Annotated in this window: 20 protein-coding genes; 8 read left to right on the forward strand and 12 right to left on the reverse strand. The window is 48.4% G+C overall.

Going from position 1 to position 18212, the window contains the following annotated elements; genetic code table 11:
• Positions 1-110 precede the first annotated feature (110 nt).
• Entirely contained in the window at positions 111-914 is an 804-nt protein-coding gene (locus KNO78_RS06890; protein WP_074036331.1) for an SLAP domain-containing protein, read from the reverse strand.
• Complete coding sequence (gene secA2, locus KNO78_RS06895; protein ID WP_214690678.1) at positions 914-3280, reverse strand: accessory Sec system translocase SecA2; 2367 nt, start codon at positions 3278-3280, stop codon at positions 914-916. Before secA2 ends, KNO78_RS06890 begins: the two co-directional genes overlap by 1 nt.
• Positions 3281-3532: 252 nt before the next feature.
• On the opposite strand from secA2, the gene KNO78_RS06900 reads away from it, so the two are divergent.
• Positions 3533-4828 (forward strand): Y-family DNA polymerase, encoded by a 1296-nt coding sequence (locus tag KNO78_RS06900; RefSeq protein WP_214690677.1) that lies wholly within the window; start codon positions 3533-3535, stop codon positions 4826-4828.
• Positions 4825-5154, forward strand: coding sequence for a YolD-like family protein (locus tag KNO78_RS06905; protein ID WP_012726878.1), 330 nt, complete (start codon positions 4825-4827; stop codon positions 5152-5154). Before KNO78_RS06900 ends, KNO78_RS06905 begins: the two co-directional genes overlap by 4 nt.
• Here the strand turns inward: KNO78_RS06905 and KNO78_RS06910 are convergent.
• The 4 genes from KNO78_RS06910 to KNO78_RS06925 form a co-directional block, all read right to left on the reverse strand.
• Positions 5151-6707 carry a SulP family inorganic anion transporter gene (locus KNO78_RS06910; RefSeq protein WP_251125253.1) on the reverse strand — a complete coding sequence of 519 codons (1557 nt, stop codon included), beginning with the start codon at positions 6705-6707 and terminating at the stop codon, positions 5151-5153. The genes KNO78_RS06905 and KNO78_RS06910 overlap by 4 nt on opposite strands.
• 127 nt (positions 6708-6834) lie before the next feature.
• The gene (locus tag KNO78_RS06915; RefSeq protein ID WP_251125254.1) at positions 6835-7929 is read right to left on the reverse strand and encodes a hypothetical protein; all 1095 of its coding nucleotides are present in this window, start codon (positions 7927-7929) and stop codon (positions 6835-6837) included.
• 28 nt (positions 7930-7957) lie between these two features.
• A complete protein-coding gene (locus KNO78_RS06920; protein WP_214690675.1) occupies positions 7958-8929 on the reverse strand; it encodes a DUF2268 domain-containing putative Zn-dependent protease in 972 nt (323 codons plus the stop codon).
• A 94-nt stretch (positions 8930-9023) separates the two neighbouring features.
• Entirely contained in the window at positions 9024-10436 is a 1413-nt protein-coding gene (locus tag KNO78_RS06925) for an NAD-dependent epimerase/dehydratase family protein (RefSeq protein ID WP_214690674.1), read from the reverse strand.
• A gap of 135 nt (positions 10437-10571) precedes the next feature.
• On the opposite strand from KNO78_RS06925, the gene KNO78_RS06930 reads away from it, so the two are divergent.
• A complete protein-coding gene (locus tag KNO78_RS06930; RefSeq protein ID WP_159562615.1) occupies positions 10572-10760 on the forward strand; it encodes a hypothetical protein in 189 nt (62 codons plus the stop codon).
• An 82-nt stretch (positions 10761-10842) separates the two neighbouring features.
• Positions 10843-11343 carry a hypothetical protein gene (locus KNO78_RS06935; RefSeq protein WP_214690673.1) on the forward strand — a complete coding sequence of 167 codons (501 nt, stop codon included), beginning with the start codon at positions 10843-10845 and terminating at the stop codon, positions 11341-11343.
• Positions 11344-11528: 185 nt separating this feature from the next.
• Here KNO78_RS06935 and KNO78_RS06940 read toward each other — a convergent pair whose 3' ends face one another.
• On the reverse strand, positions 11529-11993 hold the full coding sequence (locus KNO78_RS06940) for a GNAT family N-acetyltransferase (RefSeq protein ID WP_214690672.1): 465 nt from the start codon (positions 11991-11993) through the stop codon (positions 11529-11531).
• A 151-nt stretch (positions 11994-12144) separates the two neighbouring features.
• On the opposite strand from KNO78_RS06940, the gene KNO78_RS06945 reads away from it, so the two are divergent.
• A complete protein-coding gene (locus KNO78_RS06945; RefSeq protein ID WP_214690671.1) occupies positions 12145-13164 on the forward strand; it encodes a DUF418 domain-containing protein in 1020 nt (339 codons plus the stop codon).
• Between the two features lie 24 nt (positions 13165-13188).
• Here KNO78_RS06945 and KNO78_RS06950 read toward each other — a convergent pair whose 3' ends face one another.
• Both KNO78_RS06950 and KNO78_RS06955 read right to left on the reverse strand, forming a co-directional pair.
• Entirely contained in the window at positions 13189-13524 is a 336-nt protein-coding gene (locus tag KNO78_RS06950; protein ID WP_214690670.1) for a hypothetical protein, read from the reverse strand.
• Between the two features lie 228 nt (positions 13525-13752).
• Positions 13753-14079 carry a hypothetical protein gene (locus tag KNO78_RS06955; protein ID WP_214814643.1) on the reverse strand — a complete coding sequence of 109 codons (327 nt, stop codon included), beginning with the start codon at positions 14077-14079 and terminating at the stop codon, positions 13753-13755.
• A gap of 271 nt (positions 14080-14350) precedes the next feature.
• On the opposite strand from KNO78_RS06955, the gene KNO78_RS06960 reads away from it, so the two are divergent.
• A complete protein-coding gene (locus KNO78_RS06960) occupies positions 14351-14686 on the forward strand; it encodes a hypothetical protein (RefSeq protein ID WP_214690669.1) in 336 nt (111 codons plus the stop codon).
• A 110-nt stretch (positions 14687-14796) separates the two neighbouring features.
• Here the strand turns inward: KNO78_RS06960 and KNO78_RS15705 are convergent, their stop codons facing one another.
• Positions 14797-15087 (reverse strand): HNH endonuclease, encoded by a 291-nt coding sequence (locus KNO78_RS15705; protein ID WP_214690668.1) that lies wholly within the window; start codon positions 15085-15087, stop codon positions 14797-14799.
• 22 nt (positions 15088-15109) lie between these two features.
• Here KNO78_RS15705 and istB point away from each other — a divergent pair, with 22 nt between their 5' ends.
• Entirely contained in the window at positions 15110-15814 is a 705-nt protein-coding gene (gene istB / locus KNO78_RS06970; protein ID WP_214691260.1) for an IS21-like element helper ATPase IstB, read from the forward strand.
• Positions 15815-15957: 143 nt separating this feature from the next.
• Here the strand turns inward: istB and KNO78_RS06975 are convergent, their stop codons facing one another.
• Positions 15958-16476, reverse strand: coding sequence for a helix-turn-helix domain-containing protein (locus KNO78_RS06975; protein WP_214690667.1), 519 nt, complete (start codon positions 16474-16476; stop codon positions 15958-15960).
• Positions 16466-16960 carry a phosphopantetheine-binding protein gene (locus KNO78_RS06980; protein WP_214690666.1) on the reverse strand — a complete coding sequence of 165 codons (495 nt, stop codon included), beginning with the start codon at positions 16958-16960 and terminating at the stop codon, positions 16466-16468. The genes KNO78_RS06975 and KNO78_RS06980 overlap by 11 nt, the downstream gene beginning before the upstream one ends.
• A gap of 323 nt (positions 16961-17283) precedes the next feature.
• Between KNO78_RS06980 and KNO78_RS06985 the strand changes: the two genes are divergently transcribed.
• Positions 17284-18171, forward strand: coding sequence for an IS30 family transposase (locus KNO78_RS06985; RefSeq protein ID WP_214690665.1), 888 nt, complete (start codon positions 17284-17286; stop codon positions 18169-18171).
• Positions 18172-18212 lie beyond the last annotated feature (41 nt).

Raw genomic sequence — 18212 nt, forward strand, 5'->3', positions numbered from 1 at the left:
GATAATTGTCTAACCATATTCAATATAACACCAGCTGTCTTTCCCTCCTATTAATTTTTTGTATAAAAATAGACCTAATTCCCTTTACAAAAATTAGGTCTATCATCCTATTATTGTTTGATACGAACAGTAAACGGTCCATCTCCGTCAATTTCTTCAAATGTGACTGATACCGGGTACGCATGTTTACCGTAGACCGACTCTTCGAGACGAATCATCGTGAAGCCGACCACGTCCTCCCCACTCACGAGTTCAAGCGGGAGTTTCTCAACGTTCAAGTGGCGGTCGTAGCCGTTGCGAAGGAGAATCGTCGCCGTGACGTCCGTCTCTTCCTTCTCCACCGACACGAGCATCAAGTTGAACTCGTTCTCTCCGACTGGCGGTGTCGAGATGTTCGTCCGCATGAGCTGTTGCCATGCAACCTTCGAGAACTTCGCTTCTTCTTCCGATGACACGGGCTGAAGCGGATCGATCGGGTTCATTTGGAAGACGAGTCGGAGCGAGTCGTAGGATTCTATTTCTCCGAACATCTCATCTAAGAAGAAGTCCAAATAAACCGGTTTGCTCGTCCACGCCTCAAAGCTCGGCAATTCAGAACGTCCGAGGACTTTCCGGCCGATCGGGACGTTATTCGCGTCTAACAAGAGGACCGGCAATTCGTTGATTTCGAACGAGCTCGGAAGCGTGTTGCGGAACAACGCCACGATCGACAAATCATGCCCGAGCGATTCGGCATTCAACAACTCAATCGAGAGTTGATTGTCGAGAAGTGGAGGGAGTCGTTTCGCATGATAACGGAAGACGTACTCGTCCTCTTTCGGGATCCCCATCGCATCGTCGATCACGAGCGTCAATTGGCGCCCTTCCTCTTTATTTCCTGTCTCAATCTGTTTACGTTTACGAAATCCTAGCATTATACTTCCTCCTCTGCCATCTCGGCGAAGTAACGGTCGAGTTGGCATAGTTCCGTCGTGACATCCCGTGCGATATTGATATACGTCTGTTCGAAGATTTCCAGTCCTTCTTTTCCGAACTGACGGCTCGGGTCTTCCTGACCGTAGCTGCGAAGCCCGATCCCTTCTTTCAATCCGCTCATCGTCGTCAAATGATCCGTCCACTTCATGTCGACGGCGCGGAGAAGCGACTCTTTCGCGAAGAGGACGATGTCGTCCTGTTCGAGGCGCGACGCCGTCGTAGCGATGATCGCCTCCATCCAGTCGTTTAAAGCATCCTTCAGTTCACGTGTATCGGCGATGTCATTCGCCCATGTCGGCTCCTGCATCGTCAAGTATCGCAAGTCTTCTTTCAACTCATCGATCGGCCATTCCTCAGGTACGAGTTCATCCGATACATGCATGTCGATGCTATTCTCGAGGGCGAGACGCATCATCCCGAGGACGTTTTTCGTGATGGCATCCGCATCGGCGTTGACGGCCTGGTTACGAATCGTATAGATGATATTCCGTTGCTCGTTCAAGACGTCATCGAGTTTGAACAAGTAGTCCCGAATCGAGACGCCGAGTCCTTCGATCGTCGTCTGCGCATATTCGATGATCTCGATCGCATCTTTCGTTGAGACCTCACCTGTCGCACTCGGCTTCAACTTCTTCTCCACGCGTTCTAACTTCTGAGCCGCATAACGTTTCACGATCTCATCTTCGAGCGAGACGAAGAACTCGGTCGCACCCGGGTCGCCTTGACGTCCCGAACGACCGCGGAGCTGGTTGTCGACACGTTTTGACTCATGCCGCTCCGTCCCGATGACGAAGAGACCGCCCGCTTCCTTCGCTTTTGCATCGAGCGTGATGTCCGTTCCACGTCCGGCCATGTTCGTCGCAATCGTCACTTTGCCGAATTGACCGGCGTCCGCGATGATATCCGCTTCCTGAGCGACCGTCTTCGCGTTCAACACGTCATGCTCGATCCGCTTCTTCTTCAAATGCTTGCTGATGGCTTCCGATTGTGCGATCGAGGTCGTCCCGATCAAGACCGGACGTCCCGTCGCATGTAGTTCTGCCACTTTCTCAGTGACCGCCGCATACTTTTGCTCGGTCGTCATGAAGATGCGGTCCGGATGGTCGACACGCTGACGTTCGCGGTTCGTCGGCACTTGGACGACGTCCATGTTGTACGTCTTCAAGAACTCTTGACGTGACGTCTGAGCCGTCCCCGTCATCCCACCGACGAGCGGGTACATGCGGAAATAGTGCTGAATCGTAATTTCCGCCGTCGTCTTGTTCTCTTCGGTGATGGTGACGCCTTCTTTCGCCTCGAGCGCCTGATGCAACCCTTCCGACAGGCTTCGTCCTTCCATGATGCGTCCCGTGAACAAGTCGATGAGTTCAATCTTGTCTTCTCGGACGATATAGTCGACGTCAAGCTCAAACAAGACGTTCGCACGGAGCGCCTGGACGAGATAGTGATAGAGCACCTGGTGTGAGGCGCTGAACAGGTTATCGATGGCGAACAGCTCTTCAATCTTGACGATCCCTGCTTCCGTGAACGTCGCAGATTTCGACTCGAGGTCGACCTCGTAGTCGGTCTCCTCGAACTCAGAAATGATCTGTTGTGCCAACTGTTTCAACCGGATATGTGACCGGTCCTTCTGCGCGATGATGAGCGGCGTCTTCGCCTCATCGATCAAGATGCTGTCGACTTCATCGACGATGGCGAAATGGAAAGGACGTTGGACCCGTTCTTCCGGCTTATGGACAAGGTTGTCACGCAAGTAGTCAAACCCGAACTCTGTCCCGACCCCATACGTGATATCTGCCTGATATGCGGAACGCTTCTCGTCCGCTTCGATGTCTGGTACGTTCAAACCGACCGTCAACCCGAGGAAGTCATGGATCTTCCCGATTTGTTCCGCGTCACGTCTCGCCAAATAATCGTTGACCGTGATGACGTGGACGCCTTTTCCTTCGAGCGCCTTGACGTAACTCGGCAAAGCGGCGACGAGCGTCTTCCCTTCCCCCGTCGGCATCTCCGAGATGTTCCCTTCGAGGAGGGCGAACCCACCGATGAGCTGGACGTCATAGTGACGCATTCCGAGCACACGGACTGACGCTTCGCGGACGAGAGCGAACCCTTCTTCCGCGATGTCGTCCACTTTTTTTCCATCCAAGAGACGTGCTTTGAGCGTCTCCGTATATGTACGCATCTCGTCATCCGAGAGGGCTTTCATCGTTGTCTCTAATTCATTAATACGCGCGACCCGTCGTTCGTACGCTTTCAAACGCCGGCTTTGATCATTCGTTAACTGTTTTACAAATTGGATCACACTAATAGCCTCCATCTTTCTATCAATTCATCACTTACATACCCGTCTATTATAACGAAAATCGAACCAATTCGGAGACTTTTTTACGAAAACTTCCTAAAAGTTGGTTTTTTGACACGTGAAAACCTATAAATTTTGGTTAATTTTCAAAAAGTATTTGTAAAAATATTTTCAATTCACTATTTGAGATGACGTGAGACCGTGTTACGATGAAAAAAACAGAACATTTGTTCGTAAAAAGGAGTGGTGACGATGCGCAGACGAATCTTTTGTATCGACAGCGTCTCGTTCTATGCCAGTTGCGAGTGCGCCGCGCGCAACAAAAATCCTTACAAGACAAAGCTCGTCGTCCTCTCGAACCTCCAGGACAGCGGGGCACTCGTCCTCGCGGCGACCCCGAAAATGAAGCAGCTCGGAATCAAGACCGGGTCACGTCGCTTCCACATCGACCGCCTCCCGTGGCACGAACGACGAGACGTTTTGTATGCCGAGGCGCGGATGAGTCATTATTTGAACGTCTCCATTCAAATCATCCACATCCTGCATCAGTTCGCCCCGCCCGAGGCGATTCGCGTCTATTCGATTGATGAGACGCTCGTCGACATGAGCGGGACGGAGCGGCTGTTCGGAAATGACGAGCACGTCGCCCACCTCATGCGTGCGACGATCTTTCGCTATACAGGCATTCCCGTCACCATCGGCATCGGACCGAACAACGTCCTCGCCAAGCTCGTCCTCGATTTGCATGCGAAAAAGAAAGGTGTCGCCACATGTCTCCTCCATGACGTCGAACGGCTCATCCACCCGGCGCCGATCGAGAAGATGTGGGGCGTCGGGACGAAGATGGCGGTCCACCTGCAGCGGCTCGGCATCTGGACGATTGGGGACTTGGCCCGCTACCCGCTCGAATCCCTTCATGAAAAGTTCGGTGTCATCGGTGCAGAACTTTGGCATCACGCTTGGGGCATCGACGAGTCGCCGACCATCCTGCCGGCGAGCTCCTTGTTCGGTGCGAAACGGATGCGACCGAAGTCGATCGGACACGGCATCACCCTCATGAAAGACTACACGACGTATTCCGCAATCCGGCTCGTCTTACAAGCGATCGCGGTCGAAGTCGGCATGCGAACCAGGCAAGCGGGACTCGTCGGAGGGACGATCCATCTCGGGGTGCGCTATACGCGGACGAGCGACCGGGGTGGCTTCAGTAAACAAAAGAAGCTCCCCCGCTTCACAGCGGACGAGCAAGAGTTTCTCCCGATCTTATTGCAGCTATTTTTAGACGGCTGGGAAGAGACGGAGGCCGTCCGTTACGTCTCGGTCGCTCTCGGCAAGCTCGAGCCACGGAGCGATCACGTCCAGTTATCGTTCTTCGAAGACGAATGGGCGAAAGCGAAACGGCTCGACTTCCTCGATTTGATCGACGGCCTGAACGTCCGGTTCGGTCGTGGCACGATCCGACCGGCGTCGAGCCTACTAAAAGACAGTCCGCTCCGGACGCGCCAACGTCTAATCGGCGGACATAAACAAGGAGGCGATTACTCATGAGCAAGACCCGCTATCGTGACCGGGGTGAGTTGAAATGGATCCCATTTCTCATGCCCGAGCACGTCGCCCTACTGAAACGTTATTATGCCCAAATCCAAAAGATCGAACTGCCCGACTTGGACGAACAACTCCTCTACCTCTGGCAGACCGAGCTCGAACGGGCCATCCGTGAAGGCGACCAAGTCGAAGTGACCCTGTTCGTGGACGGCTTGACGACAAGCATGCGCGGCTACGTCCATGCCATCTATTACGCCGAGCGCGAGGTCGAGCTGTTCGACGGCAAAGTGCGCCGCGTCCCGTTCGGCGACATCTTGTCCGTTCGTTAAGATGCCTCGATCGCTTCCTGGGTCGTCTCGAACGTTTCAATCCCGTCGAGTAGCCCATAGTGAGCAAGCGTCGCGCGGACCGATGGCGACAAGTGCGCGAAGATGACATGCCGGTCGGCTGCTTTCAGCTCGGTGATGACACGCCGCAACTCTTCGACCGCGGTCACGTCGATGACCGGACAGCGGTGAAAGTTGAAGATGAACACGTTCGGTTCCCGATGGATGTGGTGGAGGACGTGCTCGAACAACTCGACTGCACCGAAGAAGAGCGGACCTTCGACACTGAAGACGATTTGGCCGTCCCGCGTGACGTACCGTTCTGTCCGTTCGCGTACATCAATCGTATCGGCCATTCGTTTCGCAAATAGCGCGAGCGCACAGATGACGCCGACCTCGACGGCGACGACCAAGTCGACGAATACCGTCAATAGTAATGTGACAAGAAGGACGAGCGACTCGGATGAACGATGACGCAACATCGCCATCACGTGATGGCGTTCGGACATGTTCCAGGCGACCCGCATCAAGATCGGAGCGAGTGCGGCGAGTGGCACATAACTCGCAAACGGGGCGAGGACGAGCACCGCAACGAGGACCGTGATCCCGTGGATGACACCGGCACGTCGGCTGACCGCTCCCGCCTGAATGTTTGTCGCCGTCCGGGCGATGGCACCTGTCGATGGGATCCCACCGAAGAACGGTGTGATCACGTTCGCAAGCCCTTGCCCGAACAGTTCCTTGTCTGGCTTCATCTTCGTCCCCGCCATCCCATCGGCGACCGTTCCCGAAAGAAGTGACTCGAGCGCACCGAGGAAGGCGATGGCGAACGCAGACGGAAGGAGCGTGGTGATCAAGTCGACGTCAATCGCGAGCCAGTTGAATGTCGGCAGTCCGCTTGGGATACCGCCGTAGGCACTCCCGATGGTCGCGACCTCACCCGGGATGAGGAGACTGACGAACGTCGGGACAAGCATCGCCATGAGTAAGAGCGGTAAACGAAACGGCAGCTTCGGCACGAGCCAAAGCGTCAAGAAGCCGATCCCGGCAATGACAATCGGCCACATGGACGCTTCGGGCAACGCCTGACCGAGACGAAGCAGATTCTCATGAAAATGTGGCGCCTTCTCAAACGTGACCCCGAACAACTCATCGAGCTGGTCGACGAAGATGACGACGGCAATCCCTGCCGTGAAGCCGATGGTGACGGCACGAGGCATGAAGCGGATGAGCCGTCCGACCCGAAGCACACTCATGAGGAGCAGTAAGATCCCCGCAAGAACGGTCGTGACGAGCAACCCCTCATATCCGTACGCGAGGACGACACCCGAGACAATCGGGATGAACGCTCCCGTCGGTCCGGCAATTTGGAACGTCGAACCTCCGAACATGCTGACGAGGATTCCCGCGAAGATGGACGTGTAGAGCCCATATACCGGTGGGACGCCTGAGGCGATGGCGAATGCCATGGCGAGCGGTATGGCGACGACACCGACCGTGATTCCGGCCGAGATGTCCTTTTGCCACATCTCACGTGTGGAGAGTGAGTCTTGCATCATACATTCCTTCTTTCCAATCAGTTCAAAAACGAGTTCAGTGTACGCCTGGAAAGAGGGCTTGTAAACGGGTTGAGAAAAACGTTAACAGAATGTACAAAACAAGAAGCATCACGTCTATAATTGGTTAAAGAGACCATCGTTCAGTCAAACATGTCCTAGCAAGCTGTTTGAGCGAATCGTTCAATTCGAATAACCGAGTGGTGATGGCCAACTTATCTCCATAACGAATGATATCTTCTCGCATCAATTCTTCTTGGCTTAACAACTGATGATGGAGATACACCGTCTCGAGTAATTGGAGCAGTTGTTCCCCTCGAACTTCACGAATGATGGACTCGTCTCCGTCACAATAACCTTCGAGAAAACCTGTTGCTATGGCTTTCAATTGTTCTTCACACGTATCAAACCGATGCTTTCGGTAGCGCTCCGTTTGTGACAATGCGAGAAAGTAGTTCTCATATAAATTCATGAAGTTCCCTGCCATACCTCGCGGTGCATAGACGATTGGATACGGGTCGATTAAACAGACACGATTTCCTTTCACTAAAATATTTTCTGGAGACGCATCTTGGTTAACGAGACTTGGGACAGAAACCTGTTTGTTCCGCAATTCTGTCGCCGCATGAAGCATTTGCGCTACTACATCGTCTTGAATTTCAGGATATGCTTCACACAACACTTTGTAATCTGCCAACTGTTCATCACTTTCTTCTCGGACAAACGTATGTAGATCCCCGCTCAAGCTACCATGCAGCTTCTCTTCTTCCGTCCAAATCAAATATCCGAGTCCTTCGACACCGTGTTCAATTTGATCCGTTTTCCGATAGATTTCCCCTACTTGGACTCCGATATGGGCAGCTTGCTCTATCGTCATTGTATGTAACGAAAGTGAATCGCCTCCGAACGACTCTAATGTATACGTGAAATCAGGAGATACGTAGAATTCGTAAAAATCAGGCACCGCTCCAGGAACGGCTTGGTTGACGGACTGATAATATAGCTTCGTAGCTGCGTACTCTGCCGTCAAGGCATTAGAATCGAACGCCACTCGCTTTCCATACGCCACTTCTTTCGGAATCCGAAGAACCCGTTCGCAACCATCTTTTACGACTTTCCACGCCTCATGCCAAGCACCCTCACCAAGAAATCTCGGTTCGGCGACCTCGGCATGCCTAAACAATTTGAGCCGTTTTTCATTATTATTCATTTGCTGTGTCATCGATTCATTCAATCCTCCATATCTCAATTCAATCGCCTAATTCGAATGACTCGGCGTAGAGTGAAGACTTCACCATTTCCTCGGAAGGTAGATTCGTCCACGCCTCGACTTCTAAATCAGGATGTTCATGTAAATAGCCATTCACAATCTCTCCCCCGATTTGATAACCGCTCCATCTGGGAACGCCTAGGGTTTCATCCCCGTTCGTCAGTTGAGCATAATCCACTTGACCGGTCGCGATTTGGTCCATCAATTGCTCTCTGGTCGTAGGATCTAACTCATCCATCCAAACCGGTCTCACATCCGGATAAAGCGATTTTGCAAATGTATCCGCCTTCCCCTCCCCAACGATGTAATCCAATAGAGACGTCGAGCGCACTTCCGGATCTTCAGCGAGGACTGTATGGTGATACTCGTGCGCCATTACAAAAGCAAGCATTTCCAAATCCACGTCTTCGCGAACGAGAATCACGATGACATCTTTTTCTAACGCAAATGCGGTCACCCCGCCCATCGATTCAACCGCATTATCGAAATCCGTCAACAGAGGGGCAATGAAAACCACCTTATCCTCTCCCGCTAACTGTTTCGCTGAATCGCGTGCCGCTTGTTCGATCGTTCGTTGAATCTCAGTCTCTCGTGCCTTGAGTTGATCAATCCGTTCCGATAAAGCCTTTTTATACGGTGTCGGCGCAAAGAATGGACGTGCATACGCAAACGGAAGTGCTACGTCCAGTTCGTCCGCTGCATCTTTCATATCTTGAACGACGGTTTCCTCGAGCTTCGCTTGATCACCTTGTCGAGAAGATGCCTCGTCACTTTCGTTTAAGTAATTGGCATAGCTCTCGTACAAGGGGACGAACGTGAACGTTTGATTCGTGTCTGTTTTGACGATACGCCATGCTGACTCAGTATCCGAAGGGTCCGAAACTTCAGAGGGCGAACAGCCGCTTGTGATGAAGATTATTATGAATAGAATGAAGAGTCGTTGCTTTTTCACATGTATATCTTTCCTTTCTGTGTAAGGTTACATTGATTGTACCGTATTTCCAAAAAATAGAATAAAAAAGACGCACCTTTCGATGCGCCTCCCTTCAATTCGTCGGAGCCTCTACGACTTGATCGCCATCTTCCGCGTCTTTCGCCAGCAACTTCACATGACGACCGAACAGCCACATGACGACGAGATGGGCTTTCGCCTGCGTCTTCGTATAGAACCACCACGGAAGTGCCGGTACGAACTCATGGATGGCGACGAGTCCTTCATCCGACTCCGGTAATCGTCGGAACTCGAGACGCCCTGTCTGATCCTCTTCACTTAACTTGACGAACTTGCCCCCGTCAATCGCAAAGGATGCCATATCGTCCGTCGCTTCTTGTTCAAGCGATAGATGAAGCGCGACGAACGATGGATCGAGAAGCGCAATCTCCCAATCATCGTCTTCTTTTGTCGTCTGAATGAGCGGATACATAAAACGACCGAGCCACTCGAAGTACGTGTCCGCCATCCAAAGCGCCGACTTTTCTTCCGGCAGACCGAACCGCTGAATCGAACGGACGGTATACGATTTCGGTTGCTTTTTCTTCTTACCGCCCGAGGACTGCTTCTCTTCTTCCTCAAGCGCATGTTCGACCGCCTGTTTGAACGAAATCTCTCCCTGAGCGATACCTTCGACCGTGTCTTCTGCGACCATCGCGTGCCCCATGCTCTCGACGAGCGGATAGACGGTCGCCTTCGGTTCACCCGTGACCGCCATGACCCACAGGCGCGATAGTTTGATTGTCGGGAACGGGAAGTCGATCAAGACGCGACGCTTATCCATGACTTCGGCCGTCTGCTCGATCATCTTCCGATACGTCATCACCTCAGGACCCCCGATGTCGATATGACGGTCATAAAGCGACTCGGCACCAACGACCGAGATGAGCGCCTGAACGGCTTCCCGGATGTCGATCGGGTGTGTTTCCGTCTTCGTCCAGCGTGGCAAAATCATCGTCGGCAAACGCTTGACGAGCTTCGCTAAAATCGGGAACGACGAACCTTCCGGACCAATGATGAGTCCTGCCCGTATCGTCGTCACCGGCACGCCCTGACCACCGAGAATGCGTTCGACCTCAAGTCGACTCTTCAAGTGACGCGACAACGTCTTCTCTTGTTTCGGGATGATCCCACTCAAATAGACGATCTGCTCAATGTCGTTCGCCTTCGTCGCCCGGGCGAAGTTATCGGCAATGAGCGCGTCCATGTCCTCGAACGTCGCCTGCGTCAAGCCGCCATCCGGAATCATCGAGTGCACGAGGAACATCGCGTAATCCGCGCCCTCACATGCTTCTTTTGTTGCCTCATATGAAAACAAATCACAGGCACGCCACGTGATATGGGCCTCATCTTCTTTATTCTTCGTCGCTCGCGATAACGCGATGATGTCATACTCTTCCTTCAGCTGCTCCATCACGTTCGAGCCGATATAGCCGCTCGCCCCCGCAATGACAATCGTTTTTCGCATAATGGTCACTCCCCTAATTATTCGCATAGAGGTAATGTACCCTTCTTTTTTAAAAGATAAATCAGTCTAAGTATGTAGAGCCTGCTCGACCGATTCATACTAAAATGAGAATAATTAGAAAAAGGAGGGATATTCATGGGATTTTGGTACTTTCTTTTGCTTGGATTGGGAGTAATCCTCATCGTGCGAGGGATTGCAAGTAGCGCGAAACAAGGTGGACTGATTTTAGTCGGACTTGTGATGGTCGGGGTATCCATATTTATGTTCCAAGATGGCAGTGCGGACTTGGTCGCGAATTGGTTGGATCAAATCACCGGTCAATAAGTCACATTCTCGAGTAATCGCGAGGTCCATTGACAACCTTTTAACGTCTTCAATCTTGAATTGATATGGAAGGAGCTCGACAATGAAACAGTTCAAACGAGTAGGTGTTGTGGCGTTATTCGCCTTGATTGGATTTGCTCTTTTCCATTATGCGACCGAGTCGAAGACAGGTTCCGCTGCATGGACGACAGAAGCTGCGACACATCACTTCAAAGATATCTTAGAAGCGCAGCGAGAGGCGATTGAAGCGCATACTCCTCTTGAGAATATCGAGCGAACGAAACTGTCACACGAAGATGACGTCGTCCGGCTCCTCCTCGGTCAGCGGGATTGGGTCGAGCAATTCCACTATACGATTCAGGAGGTACAAGTGGAAGAAAAAGGTGGACTTCTATACGCAAATGCTTATGTGACAAGAAATCTTCAATTTGAGAGTGGTGTCACGACCGGGCTTGGTGACGAGATGACGATTCAATTGAGGTCTCCGAATGAGACGATCGAAGAGGTGGAGCTCGACAATCATAGCGTGACACAATCAGGCCAACCCTTTTTCAAACGCTGGATCAGTCGAGTGTTTGACTGAACAAATCCCACTTTCCGATTGGAGAGTGGGATTCTTTTTTAAAACGATAAATCTAAACCAGTACCATCATCAAGAAGTTCTCCGTTTTTAGCGGTATAGTCAACACGAATCTCGGCTCGCTTCAAGATGAGTGAACACCAATCCCGCCAAAAGCCACTTCAAGTAACGTTTCATGTCGACTCCTCTCATAACTGTTTGTTCATGGCGATGGACGCTTCTTGGAATCCGAGTCGTTTATATAATCGCTGTGCGTCTGGATTCGTACCGAATACACTTAGTCCAATGGATGTTGCGCCAAGTTCTTCTGAGGCAACTCTTTCAAGTTTCTCAAACACCGCTGTCGCATACCCTTGCCCACGGTACGTCTCTTCAATCAAAATGTGATATATGAAAACGCGTTTTGATTCAGCTTGAAACGCATACCACAAAATTCCGACACGAGTGTCTCCGTTCATCACATGAACAATCGTCTGTCCTTCACCGGGTTGATTGTCTGGGAAGAGATCCCGAATCAATTGAGTCGATTCCTCTTGCGCCAACACCATCGGAAGTTGATAGTTGCGCGCGACATCTTTTGCATAATCGTCAATCAACCAAGTCACATAATTCGCGATTTCTGGTCCCGTCATCCTGACAAAATGAATGGTCATCTGTTTACCCCTAATCGTTTTCCCTTAGTGTAACATACAATTTTTGGAATCACTGTTTCTAGTGAAGTTCAGGATTTTGTAAGGTTGCCGCAGATTATATGTAAGGTGCTCCCTTCATACTCGGAAGAGGAAATTGAAAGGAGACATCTATATGAAAGCCACACCATCACATGAACGAATCAATGTCCTCGATACACTACGAGGCTTCGCCTTATTCGGGATTGTTTTTATGAACATTCTCAGTTTATTACGTCCGAGCGACCCAAACACCGTCATGGAACATTACTATATATACGCCCTTCACATCTTCATCGACGGGAAGTTCTTTATGATCTTCTCATTTTTGTTTGGCGTCGGGTTCTATCTCTTTATTCACCGAGCAATAGAGCGTGGAGATCGCGCATACGTTTTATTTACGAAACGATTGCTCCTCTTACTCGGCTTCGGCTTGATTCATATGCAATTTCAGCCGGGGGAGGCGCTAACGATTTATGCCGTGAGCGGGCTGCTCCTCCTGTTCGCATACCGTCTTCCTCGGTCAGTTAATTTGATTCTAGGTCTGATCGGACTAACTGTACTCGCTTATACCGGCACGAAACTGTTAATGCCGCTTGCTCTCATCTTGCTCGGGCTTGCAGCGGGGCAGTATGAGGTGTTTCGTCACGTCCATACGCACCGGGTACGTTGGCAGGTCGGACTGGTCGTTACCGGTATTTTATCCGCCGGATTTGTCTGGCTACAATATACGAATTTACCAAGCTTATCGTATTTCAATGTCGGCTACACCCCGACTAATGAAGAAATTCAAGCATATATCCGTATGCTCGACTATTCGAATTGGTCAGCTCCCTTTTTAGCGGCGTTCTATATCACCATCCTTGTCAATATGAGTCAACTACGGACGACACGTTCCTGGTTCGCCCCACTTCAAGCGTTTGGTCGTATGGCGTTGACGAATTACTTGCTTCAAACTGCACTTATGGTGACTGTTGCTACATTCGGACAGACGTTCACAACGATTGAAACAGGACTATGGGCAATCGTCAGCAACGCCGTATTGATCGTATTCAGTATGGTATGGCTTCGCCGTTTCACATACGGACCGATGGAAAAGGTATGGCGGCTTGGGACATACTCTCGCTTCGGACAAGGTATCCTATCGTCAAAATAATGTAATGTTGAGGAAGGACAGCTGTCAAAAGTGTCCTTCCTCAATTGTGTTTGCAGGAGTGAATTCAATTTCATATGCTTCACCAAGCTCTCCTTGTAAACGCTTCGAAAGTAAGTCTCCTTCACGATTATGTTGCTCCACCTTGATTTCCCATCCTTTAGCAAGTGCATCCGTGTCCCAGTCAATCCATTCTCCGAATCGACTAACCCATTCATAGAAATCACGCTTCAATTGGTCAGAAATCGTAAACTCATTCAATTCTATATTGTATCGACAGGTCGCACACCATATCGGGTCCGCCCCCACATCCGCCTCTATAGTGATTCTTTTCAAATTTTCACAATCACAAATCCTTTTCATTCATTCGCCCCCAGGTTTAAGGTTAGATTCTGCATACGTATTCAAAATTAGGAGGATATCCTTTTGATTTATTCAGTCGAGAAACGTAGAAATGAAAATGGTGTGCAGATTATCTTTCATACAATTAATGGCTTAAGTGGATTAGATGAGACTAGTTGGTTATTCCCTTATTCAGTGACACGAACTAAAGAAAACCATTGGTCTACGCGAACAAATGATTTTCTAGGTTTAATATAAAGTGTCTTTAGCAACTTCATTTGTTGGATCTAGAACAAGAATTTTTTCCGCGATGGACTTTGCTTGTTCATCACTTACAATCTTTTCTGGGACGATGTTCAGAAATAACAGGTTCTCTAAGCGCTTCACATCTGCAGCATCAGTCAAATCCACGGCTCTTTGAGCATGGTATAAGGAAGAGGTATAAGCCCCTTCAATGTGGCAAAGGGGCTGTGATAGGACTTGAAAAGCTAAGTCATGTAATTTATCGTCCTCTGTGTCCAATAACAGATAGACGAGTACGGAGTAATTCGACAGATTTTCATTATCATACGCCAAAGTTAATAAATCATTTTTAAATGTTTCAAAATCAGTAGTTTGATAGATGTCTTATACTTCTTTAAACCGGCCTGACACAATTAAAGTTTCTAAATTATTTGACACTGTTTATTCACCTACGCATTACTTATTTCTTTTTCTCCATGGATTATGGTAATGAAGCATTTGTGCACTTATAAAGATTAATTTTGGATATAATGGGTTTAAATGTTAAAATTAAAAATCGAAGGGGGACTTTAAATGATCAAAAAAAATCTTATGGGTACTATTGATGATGGGGTTAACTCTATTTATTATTACTTTACAAATCAATCGATTGGGTGAACTGACACCGGAGATACAAATGACATTATTTATGTCGCTAGGAATTGTTGTCGTATTATTTATTCCACCACTCATCATGTCGTTCTTTTCAAATCCAATTATTTCATATCTAAACATTGCATACCAGGGAGTAATCGCTATATCTTTTTTAGGAATGTTGCCTATTGGTTTTATGATTCCAAACGGTATGTTTACAGCGATTATAGCATTGCTTGGGGTCGGGATTAGCTCGATGAGTATCATAACAATTTTAAGAACTAAAGAACTGAGTATTAGAAACTAACATACAAATATTCAAGTGAAAGTTAAAAGTGATGTGCTGATGTCTATGCTGTTCAACTATAGTGAATACTAAAACAAAAGTCGAACCTGTTTAATTAGGTTCGACTCTTTTCATGCCTTCGGAGTCCAATTGTTTTCATAGCCATTTTGAACGGCATAGTGATACAAATGAATGAGTTTCGATTCTTTGTATGTAGACATGTGTTCTGCCGTACGCAGTTCATGATTTCGTTCTACCAAATTGTAAAGATAATCGATATTCGCTAATCGATTATTTTTACTCGTATTACATGTCGGGCATGACAGCACAAAATTCCATAAGACATCATTTTGCATATAAGACCAAGGAATGAAATGATCCACGTGAATTTGTTTTACAGGCTTTAGGCAATAGAAGCACATTGAGTGCCCCTGACTTAATAAAATTTGTTTAAACTCCTCAAGCGATTGGCGGACAGCAGAGGAAGAACGATGGACGTACCATGAATTTCTGCATGAAGTGTTTCATTACGAACAAAAGCGACGCGAGCAGAAACTACAGGATCGGCTGACGAGATGGGCGAACTTCCCTGTAGAACGTCACCTGGATGAGTTTGAGCTTGAACATCTACGCTCGATTGGTGTACGCCAGTTCAAGCAACTGAGAGAGTTGAACTGGCTTAAAAGCCATCATAATTTGATTCTTTTGGGTCCCCCTGGGACCGGCAAGACCCACCTCGCCATCGGTCTAGGACTTGACGCCATAAAGATTGGGAAGAAAGTCAGCTTCGTTGCGATGGGGGAAGCTCTTCACCTTCTAAAAACCCGGAATGTCATCCGTCGTTCCGAAGTCCGTTACAAACGACTCGTCGAGTCGGAACTTGTCATTCTGGATGACATGATGTACATGGCATTGAAGCAACGTGAGACCAATCTTCTTTTTCAACTTATCAATGAGCTTTATGAAAAAAGCTCAATCATTCTAACGTCGAATAAGCGACCAGAAAGCTGGGGCGAATTGATTGGTGAGCAAGGAATCGTCACAGCTATTCTTGATCGGCTCTTACATCGTGCAGAAATCATTCAAATGGACGAGGAAAGCTACCGGATGCGCTATCGCTCTACTATTTTTACAGAACATACAGAATGATCGAAAAGTGTTGTGCTTAAATCATCGTAAAATGACTTTTCTTCTTGACGGTCACAAAAGCATTGTTCATTTGATATTAACAACTGTAGAGGATAACAATACTTCAACTCAGCTAAATAGACATTGAGTATTGTAAACCCTCTCTAAGGGATAATTACGACAGAAATCGTCCGGTCTTTATCGTCATCTTCATCCGAGGCATTATAATACTTCTCCAAAAGAGTACTTAGTTCTCCTTGGAAATCCTTGAAAGATTCATCTGATAAATTCAGCTTTACTAAAGAAAAAGTGGATTGATCTTGCTGGTCTTCGGTCTTACTTTTCTCATAGTAATTTTTATAATTTTGTAAGATGTACATGAAGTAAAACGAGACAAAATCAATTTTCTCACTATAAGTAGCTGAGTTCCAATCTTCTTCATTGATTTTATATCCTTCAGTATTCAAGGCATAAAACTTCTCTTCTACTTTGCCTACTTTTTGAAATCCCACTACCTTAAGCAAGTTGTCGTTCATCATAAAATTCACTTGTCGATATAAAGTAGACTGTGGAACATCTTTTAATAGTTCATTTAATTGTCTTATCGATAAACCTTGTTCAATGTCAATCAATTCTAAAGCAATTTTAAATCTCACCTGATTTTTGAATAAATTAAAATCCATGTTGTTTAGCATCCTTTGCTAATAATTTACCGTAAATTTTCTCTTCAATTTTCTCAACTTCATCTAAAGTATAAATATCTACTAAACTCAATACTATACCTTCATTCTCTTCAATCCAATTTTTTATCTTTACCAACTGGATAGAGTCAACACCTAAATCAAACAATGAATCTTTTTCGCTAATCTTATTTAATGACAGTACGTCAATCAACATCGTTCTAAAGTCACTCGAAAGTCCTGTTAAATGATCCGAATCACTTGTATCTGTCATAAATCCATGTCGTTCAGCTGCTAAGTCCAATAATTTTTTTGAATCGATTTTTCCATTACTCGTCAGAGGAAATTCAGAAATGTTGAATATAACGTTAGGCAGTTCATACAGTGCTAGACTTGCACTTAAATGATTTTTAATTTCTGTATTGTCTAACGGAACATCCTTTTCATATACTAATACGATTTTATCCTTGCTATCCTCTTGTTTCATCAAAAGAACTTTTGTTTTAAAGGCGAACACTTTCTGAAATTGATTCGCGATGTGGTTCAGGCTAACTCTATAACCATTTACTTTTGCCCTCGAATCTTGCCTCCCGATGAATTTGATATGATGTGGCGAAACAAACTGACCAATGTCACCTGTAAGGTATAAGTATCCTAACGTTTCATGGAATATAAAGGTCTCTTTCGTTTTTTTATGAGATGAATTATAAAATTAAGTGCAACACCCAAAAGTGAACACAAAAAAGCCCATGACGCTTTCCTCGTGTAGAATGAAGTCACCACAACACACATTCAGACGGAGGAAATCTCATGAGCTACACCCATCTTACCACAACGGAACGCGTGAAAATAGAGACCTATCTGGAGCTCGGGATGTCCATCCGGTCCATCGCGAGACGGCTCGGGCGTCATCCCTCGACCGTCTCGCGGGAGGTCAGACGGAACCCCGGCTATGAATCCGGACGTGCCCAGCAGCGCTACGTGAAGAAGAAGTCAAACTGCGGCGCCAAGACGAAGCTCGACGAGGCGACTCGCCGGACGATCACCGAGAAGCTGTGGGCGACCTGGTCGCCGGAACAGATCGCCGGTCGTTTCTTCGACGGGGAAATCGCCTTCTCGACCATCTATCACTGGATCTACTCGGGACGGATTGACGTGCCGACATCCGTTCTCCGCCAGAAGGGCAAGCGTCAAAAGCCGGTCGAGACGCGGGGGCGATTCAATGTCGGATTGTCCATCGCCAAGCGCCCGAGAGAGGTGCGTGCACGCAAGACATTCGGTCACCGGGAGCTCGACACCGTGGTCTCCGGACGTGGGAAGTCGAAGGCATGCGTCGCGACGTTCGTCGAGCGGAAGAGCCGGTTCTACATCGCCCTCCCGATGACGGACCGTAGCGCCTCCTCGATGGAGATGGCAATCCAGGCAGTGCACGGCGCCTTCCCCGTGGCCGCGTTCAGGACGGCGACGACGGACCGGGGCAAAGAGTTCAGCTGTCACGAGCGTATCCAGATGTCGCTCGGCGTGCCACTCTATTTCGCCGACCCGTACGCGTCCTGGCAACGAGGGAGCAACGAGAACGCCAACGGTCTCCTCCGCGAGTTCTTCCCGAAAGGAACGGACTTCGCGCAGGTCGGTGACGGCCAACTCGCGGACGCGCTCGCCAAGACCAACGGGCGACCGAGGAAGTGTTGCGCTTAATTTGACAAACCGTCTTAACAAAAGCGTTGACTTATTAATTT

Source organism: Exiguobacterium sp. s132 (assembly GCF_018617235.1).
In the GTDB taxonomy this organism is placed as follows: domain Bacteria; phylum Bacillota; class Bacilli; order Exiguobacteriales; family Exiguobacteriaceae; genus Exiguobacterium; species Exiguobacterium profundum.

Bases quoted from the DNA above. Each gene is read 5' to 3' on its own strand.
- KNO78_RS06900 (WP_214690677.1), top strand. From the start codon at position 3,533: ATGCGCAGACGAATCTTTTGTATCGACAGCGTCTCGTTCTATGCCAGT.
- KNO78_RS06915 (WP_251125254.1), bottom strand. From the start codon at position 7,929: ATGACACAGCAAATGAATAATAATGAAAAACGGCTCAAATTGTTTAGG.
- KNO78_RS06925 (WP_214690674.1), bottom strand. From the start codon at position 10,436: ATGCGAAAAACGATTGTCATTGCGGGGGCGAGCGGCTATATCGGCTCG.
- KNO78_RS15705 (WP_214690668.1), bottom strand. From the start codon at position 15,087: ATGTGCTTCTATTGCCTAAAGCCTGTAAAACAAATTCACGTGGATCAT.
- KNO78_RS06975 (WP_214690667.1), bottom strand. From the start codon at position 16,476: ATGGATTTTAATTTATTCAAAAATCAGGTGAGATTTAAAATTGCTTTA.
- KNO78_RS06960 (WP_214690669.1), top strand. From the start codon at position 14,351: ATGATGGGGTTAACTCTATTTATTATTACTTTACAAATCAATCGATTG.
- KNO78_RS06950 (WP_214690670.1), bottom strand. From the start codon at position 13,524: ATGAAAAGGATTTGTGATTGTGAAAATTTGAAAAGAATCACTATAGAG.
- KNO78_RS06905 (WP_012726878.1), top strand. From the start codon at position 4,825: ATGAGCAAGACCCGCTATCGTGACCGGGGTGAGTTGAAATGGATCCCA.
- KNO78_RS06930 (WP_159562615.1), top strand. From the start codon at position 10,572: ATGGGATTTTGGTACTTTCTTTTGCTTGGATTGGGAGTAATCCTCATC.
- KNO78_RS06940 (WP_214690672.1), bottom strand. From the start codon at position 11,993: ATGACCATTCATTTTGTCAGGATGACGGGACCAGAAATCGCGAATTAT.
- KNO78_RS06910 (WP_251125253.1), bottom strand. From the start codon at position 6,707: ATGCAAGACTCACTCTCCACACGTGAGATGTGGCAAAAGGACATCTCG.
- KNO78_RS06890 (WP_074036331.1), bottom strand. From the start codon at position 914: ATGCTAGGATTTCGTAAACGTAAACAGATTGAGACAGGAAATAAAGAG.
- KNO78_RS06935 (WP_214690673.1), top strand. From the start codon at position 10,843: ATGAAACAGTTCAAACGAGTAGGTGTTGTGGCGTTATTCGCCTTGATT.
- KNO78_RS06985 (WP_214690665.1), top strand. From the start codon at position 17,284: ATGAGCTACACCCATCTTACCACAACGGAACGCGTGAAAATAGAGACC.
- KNO78_RS06980 (WP_214690666.1), bottom strand. From the start codon at position 16,960: ATGAAACAAGAGGATAGCAAGGATAAAATCGTATTAGTATATGAAAAG.
- KNO78_RS06945 (WP_214690671.1), top strand. From the start codon at position 12,145: ATGAAAGCCACACCATCACATGAACGAATCAATGTCCTCGATACACTA.